We start from the raw sequence: 21,525 nt of genomic DNA, 5'->3' as shown, positions 1-21,525 counted from the left end.
TTAAAAAGAAAAGGAGGAAAGAAATCAAGAAAGCAGCAAGCGAAAAGGATTGAGTTGTTAGTCTTAAATATTGCCGAGCACGAGCATGCGGTGAAAAGAATCAATCAGATTGGCCGCAACCACGTTACTGGCTTTCTAAAACGGAACAGTGACTATGCTCTCAGCACCAAGCGAGATTATAACTATGCGATAAGGTACTTCTGGAATACTGTCTTAAATCGGAACAGTGCTCCTCCGGTGTTTGAGTTACATTGATTGTCTTTGGATCAATCATCGGAGCGCTTTCGAACACTACATAGAACTCGGTTACCTACCTTGATCTCACGATTAAATACTTTGTGATCCCAAGAATACTGAACCGAAGCGGGGATCTGATTGGAGTGACCATTGATACTTTTCAATGACATTTGGTCAATCTCAAAAGGGACACCAAGTTTCTTCAAGATTTCTAGCATCACCCCATCCGTGCCACCAGGGTGAGTCGGCATTGGCTTGTTCGTTAAGCTGTTTATTGTGGCTTTAGTGTATAAGCCATACCCTACTCTCATCAATATGCCTTTTTCAATCAGTTGTTTAAGGCTACGACTAATTTGAGAATAGCTGGCACAGCGAGCAAAAATCTGTATTTCACTTCGACTCTAGTTTTCTTTTAAAGAGAGAATGTACGTCAACGACTATTAGTTTGTATGCTGCATACATAAGTAACTAGCAACTCTTGCCTGCGTGAGGGCATCGTTCTTCTCAAAACCAGTTACGCACCTTCAAGTTATGCATCTTTTAGCATTTTAAAAACTCCGTGCTATTGCTAAGTTATTGATTATAAGCTTTATTAGTAAATAAAAGACGGCGCTACGTTGGGTTAAAAAGCAGCTGTTAGTGGTCTAATTAGCGTTATGTAAAATGAGGAAACTTTTTTGAGTCGTATTGGTTTGTTAAGACCACAGTCTTTTGTTTGGTTATTAAATTACATAGGTGTCCCGGCAACACTTTTATATTTTATCTCGATGTGTGTTGTACCTTGGTTCTACGGAGATTGGGAATATGTGCACCAAGTGTGGTTAGATTGGCAAACCTTAAACACAGGTGTTCTAGCGTTTATATCAAGCATTACAGCTTTTAATATTGCCAGTTTTACTGCTGAAATACAGAGAGCGCGAGAATTTGTAGCCGCTAGGGCATTATTACCACAAAAATTAGATTCTCTACTTAGGTACGTTGATAGTAGTGCAGAAGTTTTACAACAGGCTAATTTCTATCAGAAAGCGAGACAAGCCAGAGAGCAGATAAGCCCGCCAGAGCTCAATACTAGTGATTTGACGACCATTCAAGAGTGTATTCGATACGCTACTCCCGAGGTTGCAAAATACTTGGCAAATATTCTAAATCAATTGCAAGTACATAGCTCTAGGCTTGACTGGGTTTGTAGACGAAACGATAACAATCAGAGGTTTTACAATACGCTCTATTACGAGCTTGCTGTGCTAAGGAATAATATAACAAACCTATTCCCTTTAGCTCGAGGTGAAGACGACAAAATTAACACCGCTTGCAATAAAGGTGCGATTGACTTTGCGCTGCATATACTCAACATTCGTTATGAGTTTGTTGATGGGCTAGAGGACTATGTATCTGAAAGATTGGGGAAAATTTCACATAACAAAGCGTTTAAGAGTGATTCGTAACGCGTGGCATTTTTACTATGCGTTGGTTTTAGTGTTTAAGGCGTAATGCGGAGGCTTTTGTATTGCGTTACTCACACCTTAACGCGGCGTTATGTGAAAATTCTCCTGAAGCCGTTGTTAGCTCTAAGTAAAGGTATTAGATAGTGAAAGATATAATGCTCAAATTAGCGTACTTCACGCAGCATATAACTTTGAATAAAAATGATTACGAATACATAGGGGAAGACGAGCTTAGCGTTGTCTTTCGCTACAATAATAGTGTCCTTTGCCGCCCCTATATTTATTTTCGACCAGTAAATATTAGTAGTGCTTTGAACGAACATGAATTTACAGAGACTATGTTCGAATGCTATGAGGGGAATGTTGAAATTGTCTCTCAAACTTTTACCGAGTTTGAAGACAGATTTCAGATAGTTACACGCTATGGTATGGTTCTTGGCGATACTAATGGTGAGTTTTAGGGGTGTGAGTTTACTTATAGGCAAGATAACGACAACATTTTTAAGTACCAAGTCGAAAACTCCATAGCGCCTGAAGATGAATGTTGCACACCTTTGAACCCTCTAAAACTCTCAGTAAATGGAACGTTAGAGTGTGAGGTTGTGGAAGAGCCTTTAGTAGGCTCTTTTCTCTGCCCAAATTAATTTTCACATAACAAACTGTTTAAGAGTGATTCGCAACGCGTGGCATTTTTGCTATGCGTTGGTTTTAGTGTTTAAGGTGGTATGCGGCAACTTCGGTATTGCGTTGCTCACACCTTAACAGGGCGTTAGAAGTTACAAGGAGATTAGATGGACAAGTTACAACAAGAGATAGAAAGTTGGTCTTGGTTAGAAGGTATAGATCATGGTTTGGATGGATATGAGCAACTTAACCAAATAGGACTTAAACTCAATAGAGAGCTACAAAAAGCTAGTCCATCAGACAGCAAACTACAGACTTTTGAAGAAAAAATAGAAGAACTAAGCCAAGAACGAAAAATATTCTTATCTCAAAGTGTAACTGGTCGCTTCATCAACAGTATTGAGGATAAAGCTGTTGCAGTTAGTTGTTTACGCACGCTTTTGAACCAACAAGACTCTGACATTGAGGGTATTGTTACAGCAATTTTATATAAAAAGGGATTACGAAAGAAATTATTGCCGGAAAAGCAGCAATTTCTAGATTTGATGTCAGAAATCAGAATACAGGCTAAAAAGCAACAAGAGTCTTTGGAAAGTGAGTCTATTGCTCTAGAGAAACGAGCCCGAGAATCTGAACAATTAGTCATCAGCTTAGATGACAGAGTAAAAAAAGCTATTCAAGAGGCTGAAGAAAACAAGGATACATTTGTTGAACGGGTTGAAACTGACTTACAGGAAACTATCAACCTCAATTCCAAAAGGTACGAAAGTCAGATTGAAGAACTAAACACTAAACTGGAGTCTGAAAAACAGAAAGCTAAAGAAAAAATATCCAATTTTGTTGAGTCATACAAAAGTGAAATCCAACTCAAAGCACCTGTTTCATATTGGGAAGATAATAAAAAGTTCCACAGGAAACGAGCAAAATACTTTGGTATTGCATCTTTAATTATCGCTCCGTTCATTTTTGCTTTAATAACGTGGGTTGGTTGGGAAGTTCTTTCTACGGACTCAATTGTTTGGGGGAAGATCGGAGTTATTGTATTTGCGACATCTTTAGCTGTATGGCTCATAAGAATTTTGGTAAGAATGTATCTTAGTCATAATCATCTTGAATTAAGTTCGCAGGAAAGAATTATAATGACTAAATCTTACCTAGCTCTCCTAAGTGAGGGAGGCGCTTCTTCTCCTGAAGAAAGGCAGTTAGTTCTACAATCAATATTCAAGCCTTCGGCAACAGGTATCATCTCAGATGATGCGGCACCACCAAGTGTTATTGAACTGATAAACCGAACGACCTCAAGATAGTAACTTCTAACAAATTGTTCAAGAGTGATTCGGCACGCGTGGCGTTTTTACTATGCGTTGGTTTTTGTGGTTAAGGTGTTATGCAGAAGCATCGGTATTGCGTGCCTCACACCTTAACAAGGCGTTAAATTTTAGAGGAAAATATGAAGTACAAAGTTGTAGTCCACATGGCATCAGATTTAGATGAGGGTTCCTTTGATAGCGCAGAAGAAAGATTCCAAAGTGCTTTAGGTTGCTCAAAAGGTGCTATAGAGTCGATTTTTTATGATCACCATGTCCAAGTAAACTTAGAATCCAATGTTATAACTATCGAATTTGAGCAATCAAGTGAAGTTAATGAGCAGCAGTTAAAGGAAATGATAAAGCCTGCATTTTGTGAAACATCAGGTCATAAGTTCCCAGAATTTCAAGTAATTGATGTGAATAAAATTTAACAAACGCTTTAAGACGGATTCGCAACGCGTGGCATTTTTACCATGCGTTGATTTTTGTGATCATGGTGTTGTGCGGAAACATCGTATTGCGTTGCTCACCACTTAAGCGGGCGTTAACTTTATAGGTAAGACATGTCGAAAAGTAATAAAAAAACAGGTCGTAATGAGCTTTGTCCTTGCGGGTCTGGTAAAAAGTTTAAGTATTGTCACTATGGTTATGATAGAGACATACCGGTAGCCCCTGAGAACAACCCATTAGGGTTGAACAAACAAGGGCAAGAGCTGAGTAATTTAATATTTTCGTTGATAGCAAATGAAAATTTACCACTATTTGAATTTTGTCTCGAGAGTGGAATTTACTATTTTCAAGGAATGTCTATCGATGCTCACATAAAGAAATTAGAGGCATTGCGAGCTGGTAACCTAGATACAGACGCCCTATTTGAATCTTGGAAAGATGGTTACTCTAGAGAATACTTGGAAAGGATGTTGAAGAATGATCAAAATAGAGAAGGTTTTTTAGGTAAAAACAAAGACGCTGTATCTCAAATTATAGAAGCACACTTCTCTGGTTTGTACACTCTAACTATCCCTACGTGTTTTGCTTTGATCGAGGGAATATTCAGAGATTATGGTAATGTTTCTTTCGACCGGAACAATAGTCCTGTATATAGAATTGACTCAAAAGGTTTGAAGGAAGGCATGTTATATGGTGATTTAGATGCAATTAAGTACTTTTGTAAATTCTTAAACAAGATTATGTCTGGTAAGTCGGAGGTTGGTGATTTTCACCGAAACACGGTTATGCATGGCGTAAGCAAGGACTACTCAGTGCACGACAATTCTTTATTACTCATTATGACATTATTCGAATTTGCACGGCTAGAAGGGTTAAGTGATATGTGGCCTCCAAGTTATTCACAAATTGGAGATGACTGGTATTGCAACGGATATAAAATTGAAATGCGTTCTGATATATAAAGTTAACAAACAATTTAAGAGTGATTCAGCACGCTTGGCATTTTTGGTTTGGGTTGAGTTCAGTGATTACGGTGGTCAAATTGAGTGGTGTGGTCGCGTGCTTCACACCTTAATTGGGCGTTATGTGCTTTCGGAGAAAACGATGAATAAGCGTCTAATCATCATATTAGCTAGCCTTTCATTTGGTGCTTTTGCTGAAGAAGAGTCCATTGACTGTAATAATGCGATGACCACAATTGAGATAAACCAATGTGCCACTATTGAATTAGAGTCAGCACAAGTTAAATTAAACAAATATCTAAACACTAGCTTTGAGCACAACTCTCATGACCCAGAACTGATCGCAGCAATTAAGCTCGCTCAACAGGATTGGCAAGCATATATGTCCTCTCACTGTGATTCGGTTTATACGCAATGGCGTGATGGAACTATTCGTGGAATTATGGCGATATCGTGCAAAACTAAGTTAACTAAGCAAAGAACGCACGAGTTATGGGAAAACTTTTTAACTTATATGGACAGTACACCACCAGTTTTACCGGAGCCAAGTGTAGAGTAGGTTTCAACCACGCACATAACAAACTGTTCAAGAGGGATTCGCAACGCATGGAATTTTCACTATGCGTTGGTTTTAGTGTTTAAGGTGGTATGTAGCGGCTTTGGTATTGCGTTGCTCACCCCTTAGCAGGGCGTTAGGCTTTTGGAGAAATAATCAACATGGTTAAAAAGGGTATGCTTCTTCAGCTATTGGATGAACTCCGAAAGCTTGAGGAAAAAGGTAGTGAATTTACAGCTAAAGAAGTGGCGGAATCAGTCGGTTATAGTGTTAGCTCTGTAAACAAATACTTCAACGAAAAGCTCAAGGGCGAGTACATCGTTAAAGTGAGTCGTTCTCTATGGAAATGCAGCGGTATTAATAAACTCTCTAATGACGAGTTTTTCAGGCTCATGTCCCAGAGTTTGAATACACAGTCCAAATCACCTGATGAAATTCTCTCGGATCAACTGATAAAAAGAAGTCATGATGCTTTTACGTTAGCGCTTGAAGTTTATAACCGTCCAACACTGGGGAACCGAGTTGAAGCATTTACCATTATGATGGTAAATGCATGGGAACTCATGCTTAAGTCGGAACTAGCTAAACGAGACGGTGCATCAAGTATTTTTAAAGAGGGTGATTTCAGCATTAGCATTCGTGAAGCTATGTGTAAGCTGCTCGAGTCATCCGACAATGTGGCTAAAAACTTGGAAACGCTGATTGATCTTAGAGACCATGCGATTCATCTGCTAATACCAGAGTTACAACCTCAATTATCTCGTTTGTTCCAAGCAACAGTACTGAATTATCAAAAACGCTATAAAGCGCTAATGGGCAATAGCCCATTAGCGGGTCAAAGCGTTGGTTTACTGAGTCTTATTGTCGATGGCTGTGAACCTGAAGTCGCAGTAATCAAAGAAACTTATGGTGAGTTAACCGCAACTCAAGTGAGAAGCTTTCTGGGCAAATTTACAGAAATGGCACGAGAATGTGACTCTGATGAATTTTCGATTTCTGTAGACTACAAGTTAGCGTTAACCAAAAAGTCTTCAGAGAGTGACTTATCTTTGTCACTGAGTGATGGTGGTGAGAAAGCAATTATCATCCGCGAAACTAAAGATCCAGATGTTACCCACCCATACCATCAGAACACAGCAATCGCAGAAATTAACGTTCGACAAACACTCTTTAAAATTACAAGTTATTCTTTTCAAGCTGTTGTAAAGAAGAACAAAACTCAGAAAGCCAAGCGCTCTAACTATCACTATGAGTTAGATGGGCGTCACAGGTACTCTGAGGCTTTCATTGAATGGTTTGTGAATAATCTTAACCAGAAAAATTGGCTGGACGGTGCATTAAAAAGTCACCGGAACCGTCGAAAAAAAGCCTAACAATCTGTTTAAGAGTGATTCGCAACGCTTGGCATTTTTGCTATACGTTGCGTTTAGTGTTTAAGGTGGCATGCGGAGGCATCGGTGTTGCGTTGCTCACACCTTAACAGGGCGTTAGGGATACTCGGGAAATGAGGGAAAATGATACTTTATCAAAACTATGCCAAAGAGATCATGAGTAAACTAGGTCGCTTAAATGAACTAGTAAAACATGCTCCGTCCGTTGGAACATATCATGAGAATTTGATAGCAAACTATTTATCAAATTTTCTTTCCAAGCGCTTTTCGGTGAAAACTGGCTTTGTCTACAATCCTAAAACTCAGGAAGTTAGCCCACAAATAGATATCTTGATCATTGATGAAAATGTACCTTCAGCTTATCTGTTTCAAGATGGGAATTTTGCTGTTGTTGTGCCAAACGCTGTAGTAAGCGCTATCGAAGTTAAAACGGTGCTGAATAAATCGTCATTTGATGACATCGTTAAAAAATCAATTCAGTATCGAAAATCAACCCCCCAAGGTTTTAACCTATTCGCTCTTTGTTTTCGTAGCAGCACAAAAAATATGGATACAGTTGCTGATTGGTGTAAATCTTACGGAATGGATGACAATTTTTTAAACTATCCTCATAAAATATTGGCGCTTGATAGTTTTATCCTCGATTTGCTGCTCGAGCCTGTAGCCAAACCATTCGGACTTTATGTTACAACGTGTAATGACTGTGTTGAATCTAAGGAAGAAGCAATACTAACTCAATTCCTATTTTGTATTATGAAGCAGTGCGAGCTGAAAGCTGGTATACATACTGCCGATACGATCAATACCATATTCGCAGGTGATTTCGACAAACTTTATTTCTTACATCACCAAGCCTTTAGATTGGGTATCGGGAAAATTCCAATGCTGGAACTTAATCATGTTGATGGTAAAAACATCTTTAGGAGATCAGAGGCTACGTAGCCCTAACAAACTGTTTAAGAGTGATTCGCAACGCGTGGCATTTTTACTATGCGTTGGTTTTAGTGTTTAAGGTGGTATGCAGGAGCATTGGTATTGCGTTGCTCATACCTTAACAGGGCGTTATAAGCCACAATTAAATTTACACGTTAGGTGTTAGTATGGTTATTGATATACCAAGTAAAAAAGACTTCCATGAAATGGGAGAATCGTTGATTCAATCTGCGTGGGAAAGCTTGGTTCACCTCTTGAAAGAGTATGATGAATATGCTGGCTTTGATGAGGGCGGGGATTTTGAATTCAGATACTTTAAATATTCCAAACCCAAGCTAATGTCTGCGTTTACACTTGTTCAACAGGCGGTGGAGTTTTTTCTTAAAGGTAATATCGCTGGAGTTTCCCCGTATATACTCATTGCTAATGATGGAAAAAATTGGCCGAAGAAAGCCGATAAGTCGGATATAAGCTTTCTGGAGTTTCGTACTTTAGATGCCCAAGATCTCATCAAAATCCACAATACATTTTGTTCAGATCGGCTAGATGAGTCGTTTACAACTTGGTTTAATCAGATGCGCTCTGTTCGAAACAAAGTTATGCACTCAGTGAATGAAAAAAGTACAATATCCCCATTAGATTTGGCAAAAGAAATTCTAACAGCTCACGAATACTTTTTTGGCAAGCAACAATGGATAAAAGCTCGTTTCAATTATCACGCTAAGCAACCTAGCAATGATCTAAATATTGTTGGAGAACTCGAATCAGAGGGGTATCGTTATTTTGAAATACATGAAGAATTGTCAATAGTAATCAGCTCACTTAAACCATCTTTGGTAAAGCAGTTTTTCGGCTTTAACCCTAAATCCCGAAGTATTGAATGCTATTTTTGCGAGGACTGGTTTCGAAAAATCTACTTTTACGAAGATACTCATTGGAAAAGGCATAATATTGATACGATGATTCAGTCTAGTGCAGATAAGTCACATTACGAGTGTTTTGTCTGCGGTACTAGCCTAGATGTCTTAGTGGCAAGTTGTGTCGAATGCAGGCAAGTTAAACTGGATAAGAATACCAGCCGTTGTGTTTGGTGCGAAGAGTAGCTTATAACAAACAATTTAAGAGAGATTCGCAACGCTTGGCATTTTTACTATGCGTTGCGTTTAGTGTTTATGGTGGTATGCGGCGGCATTGGTATTGCGTTGCACACACCTTAACAGGGCGTTATGCCACAATGTGCTCCTTGTTTACTATTTTTGTATTTAAATATGACTAGAAACTACGTCATAGAAATCAGAGAAAAATACGGCAACAATGCATGCCTACACCAACTTTCAGTTTAGTCGCTCAAAATTGAACTGATTAAACCGAACCTGACCGATTAAGACATGTAAAACTCTAAGTGATTCTGAGAGTTCTTAACCCGAGAACTCATATCGACTCAATAAATAGGAGTTTTAAAATGATTCAAAACGATAGCTTAGTCCTCGATCCAGAGAGCACCCGCCCATTTATATCGGATAAAGAAATTCGAGAGCTTTATGGTATTAGCCCCAGCACTCTATGGAGATGGACACAGAACAATGGTTTTCCAGCCTCTATTGAGGGGATGAGAGGACGACGCTCTTACAAAGAGGTCGTCGCATGGTCTCAGAAAAACAACCTAATATAACTTCTTGGTCAAGGGTTCATATCGAGTAAGACGGAGCACCAATTCTCGTAAGCTACTCTTTGCTCCTCCAAATATTCATAGTCCAAGTAGTGACTTTGTACTCCGGTATGAACCTTGTGTCCCAGCATCGCTTCGGCGACATTGTACCCTACCCCTTGGGACTCCCAGATATTTCTCGCAGTTCTACGCATGTCATGATTTGTCGTTCTTGGATATCCCATGGACGCCATTGCATCACCTAACTTTGCACCAAAATTTGTTGGAGAATTATCCGACATAGCTTGGTCTTTTTCTGTATTCACTGGAGGAAACATAATCTCGTGTTTCGGCCAAATTAGAAATTGCTCTTTGATAACTTTTGCTGCAAGTTCTGGTATTGGACGACGGATTGCGCCCCCACCACTCTTCCTAATTTTGTTGTGCTCTTCAGGAACTGTCCATACATTAGCTTTGAGATCAAAATCACTTTTCTTAGCCATCCTCAACTCGATACTACGACATGCGAAAATCGCTAACAGTCTTAAAAAGTTCTTGTTACTCTCATGAATAGAGACAGAAGCAATTGTTTTCCACAAAACAGGGACTGCATTGATATCTTGTTTTGCTCTTCTGACACTTGTAGGAGAACCTACATCTACTTTCTTTAACTCAGCAAGCGCATTGTATTTAAGCAGTCCATGACGGACGGCATACCCCAACACACTTTTAATTCGTGTCATTAAGTTTGCTGAATGCTTTGGGCTGACTCTCTCCTTCGCTTTCTTAAAGATAGGCATATAGTCAAATAGTTCTAATTGATGTGCCGGATAGGAGCCTATATAAGGGCTAATGTCAGTATCGAACATCTTTTTTAGTGCTTTCCAATGCAAAACGTTCTCTCTTGCATGGTTCTCCACCCAGTAATCAACGAGATCATCTAAAGTATGAGGTCGAGTCTTCTCTAATGATGAAACACCGGAGCGGGGGTCAACACCAATAGCAACTAGCTCGGCTCTTTTATCTCGCTCTCTTAACGCATCTCGTATTTTTAAGCTTGGATACTCACCCAATTTCATTTTGATAGGTCTACCCAGAAAGTTAACACGATAGATCCATGTAATCTTTCCCTTGGGGCTAATGCGTACACCTAAACCGTCTCGGTAAGTAATCTCACTCTTACCTGAATAAGGCTTACCCACGGCAGCCCGAAGCCATGCATCACTGATAGTCATATCTGAGCCTCATACCCGAATCTTAATTAAATTTGGTACAACGCTACAAAGAGTGCAAATGAAAATAGCTAAACGAATATAGAGTTTCATGAAATCACATCGCTTCGAATTCATAGTTAAACTGCTAATTACATTAGTTTTATTCTGTATTTACTGAAATTAAGTGAACTGTAGTGAGAAACCTTGAATAACTGCAATATGCAACAAAGACCGCACACCAAGCAACACATGTTATTCAAATTAGAAGATATTTCGAAAGTTGATGACGGTCGCTCGGTAACACGAATACCGGACCTTCATCAGAACGAGGATTGTACCTAGCTCACATTTAGAATGCAAAGAGCGATTTCAAAATGTCATCTAAACTTCATTACTACCAATTCAACACTAAGCCCAAATTGTATAATTATTGCAATTGAACAGCATTCAAAACATGAAGACACTATAGTTAATTTATTGAGTAATCTCATTTTAGGCTTTCATCATGATGGATTTAAGATGGCAACCTACTCTTTTGAGTTGCGCCTTGTTTCTAAGTACCCCAGCGTTCAGCGCATCCGATTTGTATGGTCCACTGCGCTCTTATGCGCAATCTCCAATACAAGTGGTCAGTCATACTAACGTACTTCGCTCTGGGTATAGTCTTCCCTCCGGCTACGTTGAAGCATATGGTTCGGGCACCATCGCAAGTGTCTGGGCTCACACGAGCGATTATTCTCTCGATTACTATCACAACCAACTTGAACTCGGTGGAAAATGGCAAATCAACGACCAGTGGCAATGGGAACTGAACTATCGTTGGGTCTTTGCTGCAGACAACCATTTAGATGGACTGACCGAAAGCTTTCACGACCTATTTGGTATCGGACAAAATGGGCGAGATGAAGTCGACAAGAACCGCTTTTATATGTCGATGCCCGAGTACGACATTTTAATAGAGGATTTTGAAGGTGAAACACTGGCAAACAACCTCTCAACGTATATCCAATACCAAATAATACAAAATGAACATCATGGTTTATCTGTCGGTGGTAGTCTCTACTATAACGATGTCGCTCACGGCTCCTTTAAAGGAAGCAGTTTTGAGCAAGGAGTACAAATTAACTACAGCTACCGACTCAATGCAGCCAATGTATTCTATTCCATGGCGGGGATGACGTTTCGAAATAGTGATCGAGCGCTTGTTGACTTCCCATACCGGCACAACACGGCAGCGCTTGCAGGCGGATATCGTTATGCGTTAAACAACAATCACCACTTTATCCTTGAATATCATTGGTATCAGGGCTCCACTGAAGGTCCAAGCGAGTTTGCTGACGCATCGAATGAGTTTGTTATTGGTTATCGCTATTTGATGGAGAACTCTGCCATTGAAATCATGGCGATTGAGAATGCGAGAAACATGGATAACAGTACCGATATCGCCTTCACTTTTGGATATCGGTACCTATTCGTTCCAGAAACGGAAAGTTAGATGTTTACAGATCCAATGTCGGCGCAACTGCTGCCGCAACTTCTGAATCAGAAGCTCCAATCGGTAACGAGAAAGAACGGTATTGATCGCCTGACATACTAAATGAACGGTCGATCTCTGCTAAACAGTGGATAATCCCACCATCTAGGATAAATGAGAGTTCGATCTCTTTAGTTGACACAAAACCGTTATTACGAAATTCCAGTTCTTGATAGATACCCGAGCGTGAAGAGAACGTATTGCCACGCAAGAAGCCTTTCTCGACATCCGCTTTCACCATAGTAAAACCCGCTTGTTCGATGGCTTGGATTACACGCGAAGCGACTGGTAACGGCTTAACCTCGATGTAATCTCTATCACGCGGGTCAATCGCAAAGCCAATATCTAGCGTAGTTTCTACCCAAACATGGCATTGATTTTTCTGTGCACTCACAGCTGTGATTGGTGTTTCGTCATGAAGTTTGAGCTCGAATGGCACTTGTTTTTCTTCATTCGGTTGAATGACAAACGGTTCGACCGCTTTAAGTTGGTCTATCGTGAAAGTTTGGTAACTGATACTGTCATCCACTTCCACTTTCATTTCGGTGTTGAGCTTGATGGTAATGGCATCAATTTGTTGCTCTACGTCACCACCTTTGATTTGAACATGACCGCGCAGTGTTGCCCCTTGGTACACGCTCATTTCATCTAAGATCGTATCGACTTTAGCTGAGCCGATCCCAAGCGACGCTTTGAGTTTTTTAAACATGCGATTCCTTTGTGACTGTCTATTTTCATTGTTTTGATAAGTCTCTGTTTACACAACTGCAGAAACTCCTGCAAGTAATAGACGACAAGAATGCGGACTAATTCCTTTTATCACTGCACAAAATAGGTATGTTTGTTTGCAATTTGTCCATAGATTACGCACTATTTGTATAGTCAATTAAAAGGAAATCTTTATGTCTGCGCCACTCTACATGCAAATCAAGCAATTCATCCTCGATAAAATTGACTCGGGAGAGTGGATAGTTGGGCATCGTATTGCGACAGAGATCGAGTTGACTGAGCAGTTTGGTGTGAGTCGAATGACCGTCAACAAAGCCATTCGGGACTTAGTCAACGAGGGGAAACTGCAACGTCGCCCTCGCCTTGGGACTTTTGTTTGTGATCCGGCGGAGAAGTCAGAATCGCCCCTTTTAGACATTCGTAATATTGCCGATGAAATCAGTAATCGCGGACGAGAACACCGCAGCGCAGTGTTACAACAAGTCGCTATAAAAGCCGATGACGCTATTGCAACCAAGCTTGGCGTGATGTTAGGCACAACAGTATTTTATAGTGAAATCATACACTTTGAAGATAACAACCCGATTCAACTTGAATTGCGTTGGGTCAACAGCCAATATGCGCCAAATTATCTACAACAAGACTTCACTTGTAAGACGCCAAACCAATACCTATCAGACAATTGTCCACTGAGCGCCATAGAGCATACGGTCGAAGCGATTATACCGGATGGACGCGTTAAGCAAGACCTGAAAATGCAAGCCAATGAACCGTGCTTACTCCTCAATCGCCGGACTTGGAGCCAAGATAAACTGGTCAGTACAGCCCTTCTGTATCACCCTGGTAACAAGTACAAATTAAGCTCTAAGATCCTGTTATAAACTGGACGTTACTTCTTCGTTTCGATCACATTTCCGCAACATTAGCCTTGTCAGTGATGCTTTTTTCTCCTATTTATTTGTATATACATTTAAAGAATACGAATTGAAAGGAACGACAAGAATGGATCTGTTGATTGAGAACGCCCGTTTAGTCACGATGCAAGAAGGAGAACATGGTTACCTGCCTTCTCCTCCTGCCCGCGTTGGCATTCGTTCGGGAAAAATCGTTGCCATCAGTACCACAGAAAAAGGCAAAGACAGTGCACAAACCGAATCCATTCTGAATCCAGATCATTACGAACAAACGCTTGACCTTCAAAACAGGTTGTTACTGCCAGGGTTAATAGATTGCCACACCCACCTCGTATACGCGGGTAATCGAGCCAACGAATTTGAAATGCGCCTCAATGATGTGCCTTACGAAACAATCGCCAAGCAAGGCGGCGGTATTCTCTCTACCGTTTATGCCACACGAACCGCAACTAAAGAACAACTAATTGAGCTCGCTTTGCCACGCCTTGACGGTTTGATTGCAAGCGGCGTCACGTCGATTGAAGTCAAATCCGGTTATGGATTAACTCTGGATGATGAAATAAAAATGCTACGTGCAGCCAAAGCCTTGGAACATGAACGTAAGGTTAAGATCACAACCACCTTACTCGCTGCTCATGCGCTTCCTCCAGAATATAAAGATTGCGCTGACGACTATATTCAGCATATTTGTGACGACATTATTCCTCTTGTCGCTCAAGAAAATCTCGCCACCAGCGTCGATGTGTTTTGCGAATCGATAGGCTTTAACTTAGAGCAAACCGAACGCGTCTTTCAATCGGCTACCCAACACGGGTTAAGAGTGAAAGGCCATACTGAGCAGCTTTCTATGCTTGGCGGTACCGCTTTAACCGCTCAATACAATGGTCTGTCTGCCGATCACATCGAATACCTAGATGAACAAGGCGTAATCGCTTTAGCCAACTCTCCAACGGTTGCGACGCTGCTCCCCGGCGCGTATTACTTCCTACGTGAAACCCAATTACCACCGATTGATTTACTCAGAGAACACAAGGTTCCAATGGCGATTGCAACAGACATCAACCCAGGAACATCCCCGTTTGCCGATTTAACCTTGATGATGAACATGGCATGCACACTTTTCCGTTTAACACCACAAGAGGCATTGCGTGGTGTTACGCAAAACGCTGCAAAAGCATTGGGTTACGGAGAATCTCGTGGCGTCATTGATATTGGCTGTGACGCCGATTTCTCCATCTGGGATATCGAGCATCCAGCAGACCTCAGCTATCAAGTCGGTGCAAAACGCTTAGTAGGTCGTATAGTGAATGGTGAATACGTTTCCCACGGAGGGCATTAAAATGTCTCAATCCGATGTAAATCACCCACCCTTTCACTGGCAAGGTCGTCACGATGCCGAAGATGGAGAACAAGGAAAGCGTGTCCACCACGTGATCAAAAATATCTCCACCGAAGAACTACCACATTTAAGCGAAGGCGTTTCAATACTTGGCTTTGCTACCGACGCAGGTGTGGCGCGCAACAAAGGTCGCATTGGTGCGAAGAAGTCACCAGATTTAATCCGTCGTGCCTTAGCCAATCTTGCATGGCATCAGGACGCGCCACTTTACGATATAGGTACCATCGTTTGTGAAGACGATTTACTAGAGTCGAGTCAGAATCTGTGCGCGCATACTATTGCTCAAGTCCTACCCTATAGCCCTGTCGTCGTCTTGGGTGGAGGGCACGAAATTGCGTGGGCTTCATTTTCTGGACTGGCCAAATACTTCAAAACCCATCACCCAGATAAGCAGCCAAAAATCGGTATCATCAATTTCGATGCACACTTTGACTTACGCGCTTTTGAAAGCCCCATTGCAGAGGTAAAGCCAAGTTCTGGTACACCATTCAATCAGATCCATCATTTTTGTCAGCGTAACGATTGGGCATTTCATTACGCCTGCATAGGTGTCAGCCGCAGCAGCAATACTCAGGCTCTTTTTCAAAAAGCAGATCAACTCAACGTCTGGTACGTGGAGGATAATCAGCTTTGTTACATGAACCACAGCTATCATTTAACCCAGCTCCAGCACTTTATCGATGACTGTGATTATCTCTATCTGACGATTGATTTGGACGTATTTCCAGCGGCAACTGCACCTGGGGTAAGCGCGCCAGCAGCGAGAGGCGTGAGCTACGACATCCTTGCACCGTTTCTCGATCGAATACTGCATTACAAGAACAAACTCATGTTGGCAGACATTGCAGAGTACAACCCCACTTATGACGTCGATAGCCAAACGGCTCGATTGGCAGCACGTCTGTGCTGGGATATTGCCAATGCCATGGCAGAGAAAGACCATAAACCCAAATAACCGAATTCAATAACACTTAACTCGAATAATGGTTAGTTCTCATGCCAAGTTATTTGAGGAGAAGTAGCCAAGCAGAGACTTGGATATAAACGTGAAACTAAAGGAGTCTTAAAATGACACAGCGCCAGGGACAAGATCCACGACTTGATACAAGCAGAACAATTCGTGCTCCACACGGTACACAACTGCGCGCCAAATCTTGGCTGACGGAAGCGCCACTTCGTATGCTGATGAACAACCTTGATCCAGATGTAGCCGAGCACCCTCACTCGCTTGTAGTTTATGGTGGCATTGGTCGAGCAGCACGAAATTGGGAATGCTTCGATAAGATTGTTGAAGTGTTAGAAAGACTCGACGATGACCAAACTTTACTCGTCCAATCAGGCAAACCTGTCGGCGTTTTTCCGACGCATAAAAACGCGCCGCGCGTGCTGATTGCGAACTCAAACTTAGTGCCACATTGGGCGAATTGGGAACACTTCAATGAGCTCGATAAAGAAGGCTTGATGATGTACGGTCAAATGACCGCAGGCAGCTGGATTTACATTGGCTCACAAGGCATTGTTCAAGGTACTTATGAAACCTTTGTGTCTGTGGCGAAAAAGCACTTTAAGGGTGATGCCAAAGGTCGCTGGATCTTAACTGGGGGCCTTGGTGGCATGGGTGGTGCTCAACCTCTTGCTGGCACCATGGCTGGCTTTTCCATGATTGCGGTCGAGTGTGACGAATCACGCATCGATTACCGCCTACGTACCGGTTATGTTGATAAAAAAGCAACGTCTTTGGATGAGGCACTAGCGATGATCAAAGAATCTGACGCACCAATTTCAGTTGGTCTACTGGGCAATGCAGCAGATATCTTCCCAGAGCTTGTAGAACGTAACATCACACCAGACGTAGTAACAGACCAAACCTCTGCGCACGATCCATTGAATGGTTACTTACCTCAAGGTTGGAGCATGTCACATGCAGCAGACATGCGTTTACAAGATGAAGCGAGCGTAGTTAAAGCAGCCAAACAGTCGATGGCGATTCAAGTGAAAGCTATGTTGGAGCTTCAAAACCGAGGCGCTGCAACGCTCGATTACGGAAATAACATCCGTCAAATGGCTTTAGAAGAAGGCATTGAGAACGCGTTTGACTTCCCTGGCTTTGTACCGGCTTACATTCGCCCGTTATTCTGTGAAGGCATCGGACCGTTCCGCTGGGCAGCATTATCTGGAGACCCAGAGGACATCTACAAAACCGACCAAAAAGTGAAAGAGCTGATCCCGGATAACCCACATCTACACAACTGGCTAGACATGGCACGCGAACGCATTCAGTTCCAAGGTCTACCAGCACGTATCTGCTGGGTTGGTTTGAAAGATCGAGAACGTTTAGGTCAAGCCTTTAATGAAATGGTGAAAAACGGTGAGCTCAAAGCCCCTGTCGTCATTGGTCGTGACCATCTAGACTCAGGGTCTGTAGCAAGCCCGAACCGTGAAACCGAAGGAATGATAGATGGCTCAGACGCCGTTTCAGACTGGCCACTACTAAACGCATTGCTGAATACCGCAGGGGGTGCGACATGGGTATCTCTTCACCATGGTGGTGGCGTAGGTATGGGCTTCTCACAACACTCTGGCATGGTGATTTGTTGTGACGGCAGTGATGACGCGTCGGAGCGCATTGCACGTGTTCTACATAATGACCCAGCAACGGGGGTTATGCGTCACGCTGATGCAGGATACGACATCGCAAAACAATGTGCAGCTGAGCAAAAACTGGATTTACCAATGCTCAATGAAGAACTGAAAAAGCTGAAGTAAGGATGAAAGACATGCTCAATTTAACGCTAAAGCCAGGTCATATTAGCTTAAACGAACTACGCCAAGTGAGCCGCTCACCCGTAAACCTTACTCTGGATCCAAACGCGATTCCAGCAATAGAAGAAAGCACTCAAGTGGTCGATCGAGTGATTGCAGAAGACCGGACGGTTTACGGCATTAACACCGGCTTCGGTTTGCTAGCAAATACACGCATTGCACCAGAAGATTTGGAAACACTGCAGCGCAGTATCGTGCTTTCTCATGCGGCTGGTATCGGCAAGTTCATGTCAGACGAAACCGTTCGTTTGATGATGGTATTAAAGATCAACAGCCTCGCCCGTGGCTTCTCTGGCTTACGTTTAAAAGTCATCAACATGTTGATTGATTTGGTGAATGCTCAGGTCTACCCATGCGTCCCTCAGAAGGGCTCTGTAGGCGCATCTGGTGACTTAGCGCCATTAGCTCATATGAGTACGGTTCTTCTTGGTGAAGGTCAAGCTCGCCATAATGGCAAAGTGATTTCAGGTCTAGAAGCACTGCAAATCGCCGGTCTTGAGCCAATCACTCTTGCTCCAAAAGAAGGGTTAGCACTGCTTAATGGTACTCAAGCGTCAACAGCATTTGCACTAGAAGGTTTGTTCATTGCAGAGGACCTGTTCTCATCAGCGACGGTTTGTGGTGCGATGTCAGTAGAAGCGGCTTTAGGCAGTCGTCGTCCGTTCGACCCACGTATCCATCGTGTTCGTGGTCATCGTAGCCAAATGGATGCCGCCTTGGCGTACCGCCACCTGTTAGAGGCGACCAGCGAGATTGGTGAATCTCATACCAACTGTGAGAAGGTACAAGATCCTTATTCACTGCGTTGCCAACCTCAAGTAATGGGAGCTTGTTTGCAGCAAATTCGCAATGCAGCAGACATTCTACAAGTGGAGGCCAACTCTGTGTCGGATAACCCGCTGGTCTTTGCGGAAGATGATGACATCATCTCCGGCGGTAACTTCCATGCAGAGCCAGTCGCTATGGCATCGGATAACCTTGCACTTGCGATTGCTGAAATTGGTAGCTTGTCAGAGCGACGCATGGCACTGCTTATAGATAGCGCTCTATCTAAGCTTCCTCCCTTCTTGGTCGACAATGGCGGCGTGAACTCCGGCTTTATGATTGCTCAGGTGACATCGGCAGCATTGGCAAGTGAAAACAAAACATTGGCTCACCCAGCTTCTGTCGATAGCTTGCCAACATCCGCAAACCAAGAAGATCACGTTTCGATGGCTACTTTTGCTGCTCGTCGTTTGAAGGAAATGGGAGAGAATACACGTGGCATTTTGGCGGTTGAATACTTGTCAGCTGCTCAAGGGCTAGATTTCCGTGCGCCAAACAAATCTTCAGAGCGTATCGAAATTGCCAAGCAAATGCTGCGTGAGAAAGTGTCGTTCTACGCTAAAGACCGCTACTTCGCGCCAGATATCGAGCAAGCCAATGCACTACTCAAGCTCGCTCTGCACAACGCATTAATGCCAGAAAGCTTACTACCAAGCGTGCATTAATACATAATGAGTGATGACTTTAAAGGCTCCTCCGTGGAGCCTTTATTATATTTATATATAACCTAAGTAACCTCGAGATGCTAGGTTCAGCGAGAATGACTTGGTTTGTAGACGCGGCGGCGATTTAAAGGTCTAGTGGATCTAAATCAAGAATCGCCAATAAAATATACAAGCCAAGGTCCTTACTATTTGTAAAGAGTACCCTTTGAAAGCGTGTCATTGACTCGCTTTTCTATTAAACCAATGGCTAAGTCAAACAAATTGGAAATTGGAAATAGCTGGCTGTTACGCTGCGTTGTTTTCCTTGCTTGCTTTCGGTAAGTAGGGAATCAATGACAACGCTCTGAACCCTGCATCTTGAAATCACTTGGGTATATACTCATCACCCGAAGCGAATGGTAAATTCCTGATTTATAGCCATACTGAATAATGTGACACAAAAGCACTCTTTTTGATGCTTAATTGCCCTGCGTTATCGTTTCATTGTTAAGATACAGTGAAGTTTTCACTGGATGGACCATTGCTACGCAGATATTCGCATATAATCCCTGACAGTTTTGGTTACTACGTAAAAATTATGTTTCTAACACCTTATTTTTCAAACACTAATCACCAATTTCAGTTCACTCGTGAGCAAGCAAGTCACTTCGCTAAACGCGTCGCTGGTGATTACAACCCTATCCATGATGAAGACAACAAACGCTTTTGTGTGCCGGGCGATTTACTTTTTGCCGTATTGCTAAGCAAAGAAGGGGTAAGCCAAAAGATGCGTTTCGATTTCTCCGGAATGGTGAACGATGGCGTAGCGCTTCATATCGAGAATAAGTGTGAAAAAGAAAGTGCCGTAGTCGATGAAGCAGGTAAAGAATACCTGCACATGTCTCGTGAAGGCGAAACTAACCTCAACCCTGAGTTCATTGAACACGTGGTGACTAACTACGTTCAATTCTCTGGCATGAACTTCCCTCACATCATGGTTCCTCTGATGGAAGAGAAACAAATGATGATCAACTGCCAACGACCATTAGTGATCTACGAAAGCATGGAAGTAGAATTCAGTCGTTTAGACCTAGCTCATCCAGAAGTAGATTTCACTGGTGCGACGTTCGATGTTGAAGGTAAGCGCGGCGTAGTAACACTAAACTTTGCCTTCAAAGAAGATGGCGAAGTTGTTGGCAAAGGCATCAAGCGCATGGTTGCGAGTGGTCTTAAGCCATACGACCAAGATGCAGTGGACGATTTGGTTCAACGCTTTAACGAGCGCAAGGATGCTTTCCTAGCAAAGTTTGCTAAGGCAGCATAATCATCCCACTGCCGACAGATTTCAAAAAGAAAGCCCAGCGTATTGCTGGGCTTTCTTTCATCTGTAACTCGGTATCTTTGCGTCAAATCCAGCGACGCACTTGGTTTTTATAATCCAAATAGTCTTCGCCAAACAACCTCTCTAACGCACGTTCTTCTGGTTTTATTTGATAACGGTTCATGTAGGCCACAAACAATACACCACATAAAATGACGCTTAAGTGTTGCCACCACAAACCTATAGCGACAATAACTAATAATAACGCCACATACATTGGGTTACGCGTGTAGGCAAAAACGCCGGAATCCACCACTAGTGAAGCCGTCTCTGGTTTAACCGGATTTACGGTCGTCTTTGCTTTGCGAAATTCATAAACACCAGCAATACCGATAAAACCAGCAAGAATAATGAGCCCCGCCGTAACGAACTCAACAAACGGCACTGTAATTTTCATTTCAGGCATCGCTTCTTTTAACCCATACATCAGCAGTATCATCAAGAAAAATAGAGCGACAGGCGGCACTTTAAGCTCAAGCTTTTTCAATCTTCATATCCTTATGAAA

Annotated in this window: 20 protein-coding genes and 1 pseudogene; 17 read left to right on the top strand and 4 right to left on the bottom strand. The window is 42.4% G+C overall.

The genetic code is table 11. From position 1 onward, the window contains the following. On the top strand, positions 1-255 hold a 255-nt coding region (locus tag AACR11_RS15790; protein WP_079324849.1), incomplete at its 5' end, for a hypothetical protein. Positions 256-266: 11 nt separating this feature from the next. On the opposite strand, the pseudogene AACR11_RS15785 reads toward AACR11_RS15790, so the two are convergent. Continuing rightward, a pseudogene (locus tag AACR11_RS15785) lies at positions 267-605 on the bottom strand (DUF6088 family protein); the annotation flags it as partial. Between the two features lie 309 nt (positions 606-914). On the opposite strand from AACR11_RS15785, the gene AACR11_RS15780 reads away from it, so the two are divergent. The 9 genes from AACR11_RS15780 (at position 915) to AACR11_RS15740 (ending at position 9,011) form a co-directional block, all read left to right on the top strand. After that, positions 915-1,682, top strand: coding sequence for a hypothetical protein (locus AACR11_RS15780; protein WP_189338774.1), 768 nt, complete (start codon positions 915-917; stop codon positions 1,680-1,682). A gap of 143 nt (positions 1,683-1,825) precedes the next feature. Continuing rightward, positions 1,826-2,143, top strand: coding sequence for a hypothetical protein (locus AACR11_RS15775; protein WP_223295746.1), 318 nt, complete (start codon positions 1,826-1,828; stop codon positions 2,141-2,143). Positions 2,144-2,473: 330 nt separating this feature from the next. Next, positions 2,474-3,613, top strand: coding sequence for a DUF6161 domain-containing protein (locus AACR11_RS15770; RefSeq protein WP_079324843.1), 1,140 nt, complete (start codon positions 2,474-2,476; stop codon positions 3,611-3,613). Positions 3,614-3,756: 143 nt separating this feature from the next. Beyond that, the gene (locus AACR11_RS15765; protein ID WP_079324839.1) at positions 3,757-4,047 is read left to right on the top strand and encodes a hypothetical protein; all 291 of its coding nucleotides are present in this window, start codon (positions 3,757-3,759) and stop codon (positions 4,045-4,047) included. Between the two features lie 132 nt (positions 4,048-4,179). Next, positions 4,180-5,028, top strand: coding sequence for a YecA family protein (locus AACR11_RS15760; RefSeq protein WP_079324837.1), 849 nt, complete (start codon positions 4,180-4,182; stop codon positions 5,026-5,028). Positions 5,029-5,170: 142 nt separating this feature from the next. Continuing rightward, on the top strand, positions 5,171-5,587 hold the full coding sequence (locus AACR11_RS15755; protein ID WP_079324855.1) for a lysozyme inhibitor LprI family protein: 417 nt from the start codon (positions 5,171-5,173) through the stop codon (positions 5,585-5,587). 158 nt (positions 5,588-5,745) lie between these two features. Next, on the top strand, positions 5,746-6,957 hold the full coding sequence (locus AACR11_RS15750; protein WP_069530165.1) for a DUF3644 domain-containing protein: 1,212 nt from the start codon (positions 5,746-5,748) through the stop codon (positions 6,955-6,957). Positions 6,958-7,131: 174 nt separating this feature from the next. Then, complete coding sequence (locus AACR11_RS15745; protein ID WP_339367389.1) at positions 7,132-7,917, top strand: DUF6602 domain-containing protein; 786 nt, start codon at positions 7,132-7,134, stop codon at positions 7,915-7,917. Positions 7,918-8,075: 158 nt separating this feature from the next. Beyond that, complete coding sequence (locus AACR11_RS15740; protein WP_079324831.1) at positions 8,076-9,011, top strand: hypothetical protein; 936 nt, start codon at positions 8,076-8,078, stop codon at positions 9,009-9,011. A 577-nt stretch (positions 9,012-9,588) separates the two neighbouring features. Here the strand turns inward: AACR11_RS15740 and AACR11_RS15735 are convergent. Then, entirely contained in the window at positions 9,589-10,791 is a 1,203-nt protein-coding gene (locus AACR11_RS15735; protein ID WP_079324827.1) for a tyrosine-type recombinase/integrase, read from the bottom strand. A gap of 484 nt (positions 10,792-11,275) precedes the next feature. On the opposite strand from AACR11_RS15735, the gene AACR11_RS15730 reads away from it, so the two are divergent. Next, the gene (locus tag AACR11_RS15730; protein WP_005445595.1) at positions 11,276-12,265 is read left to right on the top strand and encodes a DUF3187 family protein; all 990 of its coding nucleotides are present in this window, start codon (positions 11,276-11,278) and stop codon (positions 12,263-12,265) included. 4 nt (positions 12,266-12,269) lie between these two features. On the opposite strand, the gene AACR11_RS15725 is transcribed toward AACR11_RS15730, so the two are convergent. After that, positions 12,270-13,013 (bottom strand): sporulation protein, encoded by a 744-nt coding sequence (locus AACR11_RS15725; RefSeq protein WP_029791136.1) that lies wholly within the window; start codon positions 13,011-13,013, stop codon positions 12,270-12,272. Positions 13,014-13,206: 193 nt separating this feature from the next. Here AACR11_RS15725 and hutC point away from each other — a divergent pair, with 193 nt between their 5' ends. From hutC to AACR11_RS15695, 6 genes are all read left to right on the top strand, one after another. Then, positions 13,207-13,914, top strand: a complete 708-nt coding sequence (gene hutC, locus AACR11_RS15720; protein WP_029791137.1) for a histidine utilization repressor — start codon at positions 13,207-13,209, stop codon at positions 13,912-13,914. A 121-nt stretch (positions 13,915-14,035) separates the two neighbouring features. Next, positions 14,036-15,286, top strand: a complete 1,251-nt coding sequence (hutI, locus tag AACR11_RS15715) for an imidazolonepropionase (RefSeq protein ID WP_017190337.1) — start codon at positions 14,036-14,038, stop codon at positions 15,284-15,286. A gap of 1 nt (position 15,287) precedes the next feature. Further along, complete coding sequence (gene hutG, locus AACR11_RS15710) at positions 15,288-16,301, top strand: formimidoylglutamase (RefSeq protein WP_029791138.1); 1,014 nt, start codon at positions 15,288-15,290, stop codon at positions 16,299-16,301. A gap of 113 nt (positions 16,302-16,414) precedes the next feature. After that, the gene (hutU, locus tag AACR11_RS15705) at positions 16,415-18,112 is read left to right on the top strand and encodes a urocanate hydratase (protein ID WP_009705869.1); all 1,698 of its coding nucleotides are present in this window, start codon (positions 16,415-16,417) and stop codon (positions 18,110-18,112) included. Positions 18,113-18,123: 11 nt separating this feature from the next. Then, positions 18,124-19,659, top strand: a complete 1,536-nt coding sequence (gene hutH / locus AACR11_RS15700; protein ID WP_029791145.1) for a histidine ammonia-lyase — start codon at positions 18,124-18,126, stop codon at positions 19,657-19,659. A 577-nt stretch (positions 19,660-20,236) separates the two neighbouring features. Beyond that, positions 20,237-20,962 carry a DUF3581 domain-containing protein gene (locus AACR11_RS15695; RefSeq protein ID WP_009697345.1) on the top strand — a complete coding sequence of 242 codons (726 nt, stop codon included), beginning with the start codon at positions 20,237-20,239 and terminating at the stop codon, positions 20,960-20,962. Between the two features lie 82 nt (positions 20,963-21,044). Here AACR11_RS15695 and AACR11_RS15690 read toward each other — a convergent pair whose 3' ends face one another. Beyond that, positions 21,045-21,506 carry a methyltransferase family protein gene (locus AACR11_RS15690; RefSeq protein WP_005445612.1) on the bottom strand — a complete coding sequence of 154 codons (462 nt, stop codon included), beginning with the start codon at positions 21,504-21,506 and terminating at the stop codon, positions 21,045-21,047. Between the last annotated feature and the right edge of the window lie 19 nt (positions 21,507-21,525).

Origin of the sequence: Vibrio sp. L85 (assembly GCF_963871815.1) — a bacterium.
GTDB lineage: Bacteria > Pseudomonadota > Gammaproteobacteria > Enterobacterales > Vibrionaceae > Vibrio > Vibrio harveyi.
Note: the sequence above shows the minus strand (reverse complement) of the source record. Positions and strands in the feature narration are given on the sequence as shown.

Bases quoted from the DNA above. Each gene is read 5' to 3' on its own strand.
- AACR11_RS15740 (WP_079324831.1), top strand. From the start codon at position 8,076: ATGGTTATTGATATACCAAGTAAAAAAGACTTCCATGAAATGGGAGAA.
- hutG (WP_029791138.1), top strand. From the start codon at position 15,288: ATGTCTCAATCCGATGTAAATCACCCACCCTTTCACTGGCAAGGTCGT.
- AACR11_RS15760 (WP_079324837.1), top strand. From the start codon at position 4,180: ATGTCGAAAAGTAATAAAAAAACAGGTCGTAATGAGCTTTGTCCTTGC.
- AACR11_RS15730 (WP_005445595.1), top strand. From the start codon at position 11,276: ATGATGGATTTAAGATGGCAACCTACTCTTTTGAGTTGCGCCTTGTTT.
- AACR11_RS15745 (WP_339367389.1), top strand. From the start codon at position 7,132: ATGAGTAAACTAGGTCGCTTAAATGAACTAGTAAAACATGCTCCGTCC.
- hutH (WP_029791145.1), top strand. From the start codon at position 18,124: ATGCTCAATTTAACGCTAAAGCCAGGTCATATTAGCTTAAACGAACTA.
- AACR11_RS15750 (WP_069530165.1), top strand. From the start codon at position 5,746: ATGGTTAAAAAGGGTATGCTTCTTCAGCTATTGGATGAACTCCGAAAG.
- AACR11_RS15755 (WP_079324855.1), top strand. From the start codon at position 5,171: ATGAATAAGCGTCTAATCATCATATTAGCTAGCCTTTCATTTGGTGCT.
- AACR11_RS15725 (WP_029791136.1), bottom strand. From the start codon at position 13,013: ATGTTTAAAAAACTCAAAGCGTCGCTTGGGATCGGCTCAGCTAAAGTC.
- AACR11_RS15735 (WP_079324827.1), bottom strand. From the start codon at position 10,791: ATGACTATCAGTGATGCATGGCTTCGGGCTGCCGTGGGTAAGCCTTAT.
- hutI (WP_017190337.1), top strand. From the start codon at position 14,036: ATGGATCTGTTGATTGAGAACGCCCGTTTAGTCACGATGCAAGAAGGA.
- hutC (WP_029791137.1), top strand. From the start codon at position 13,207: ATGTCTGCGCCACTCTACATGCAAATCAAGCAATTCATCCTCGATAAA.
- AACR11_RS15695 (WP_009697345.1), top strand. From the start codon at position 20,237: ATGTTTCTAACACCTTATTTTTCAAACACTAATCACCAATTTCAGTTC.
- AACR11_RS15765 (WP_079324839.1), top strand. From the start codon at position 3,757: ATGAAGTACAAAGTTGTAGTCCACATGGCATCAGATTTAGATGAGGGT.
- AACR11_RS15770 (WP_079324843.1), top strand. From the start codon at position 2,474: ATGGACAAGTTACAACAAGAGATAGAAAGTTGGTCTTGGTTAGAAGGT.
- hutU (WP_009705869.1), top strand. From the start codon at position 16,415: ATGACACAGCGCCAGGGACAAGATCCACGACTTGATACAAGCAGAACA.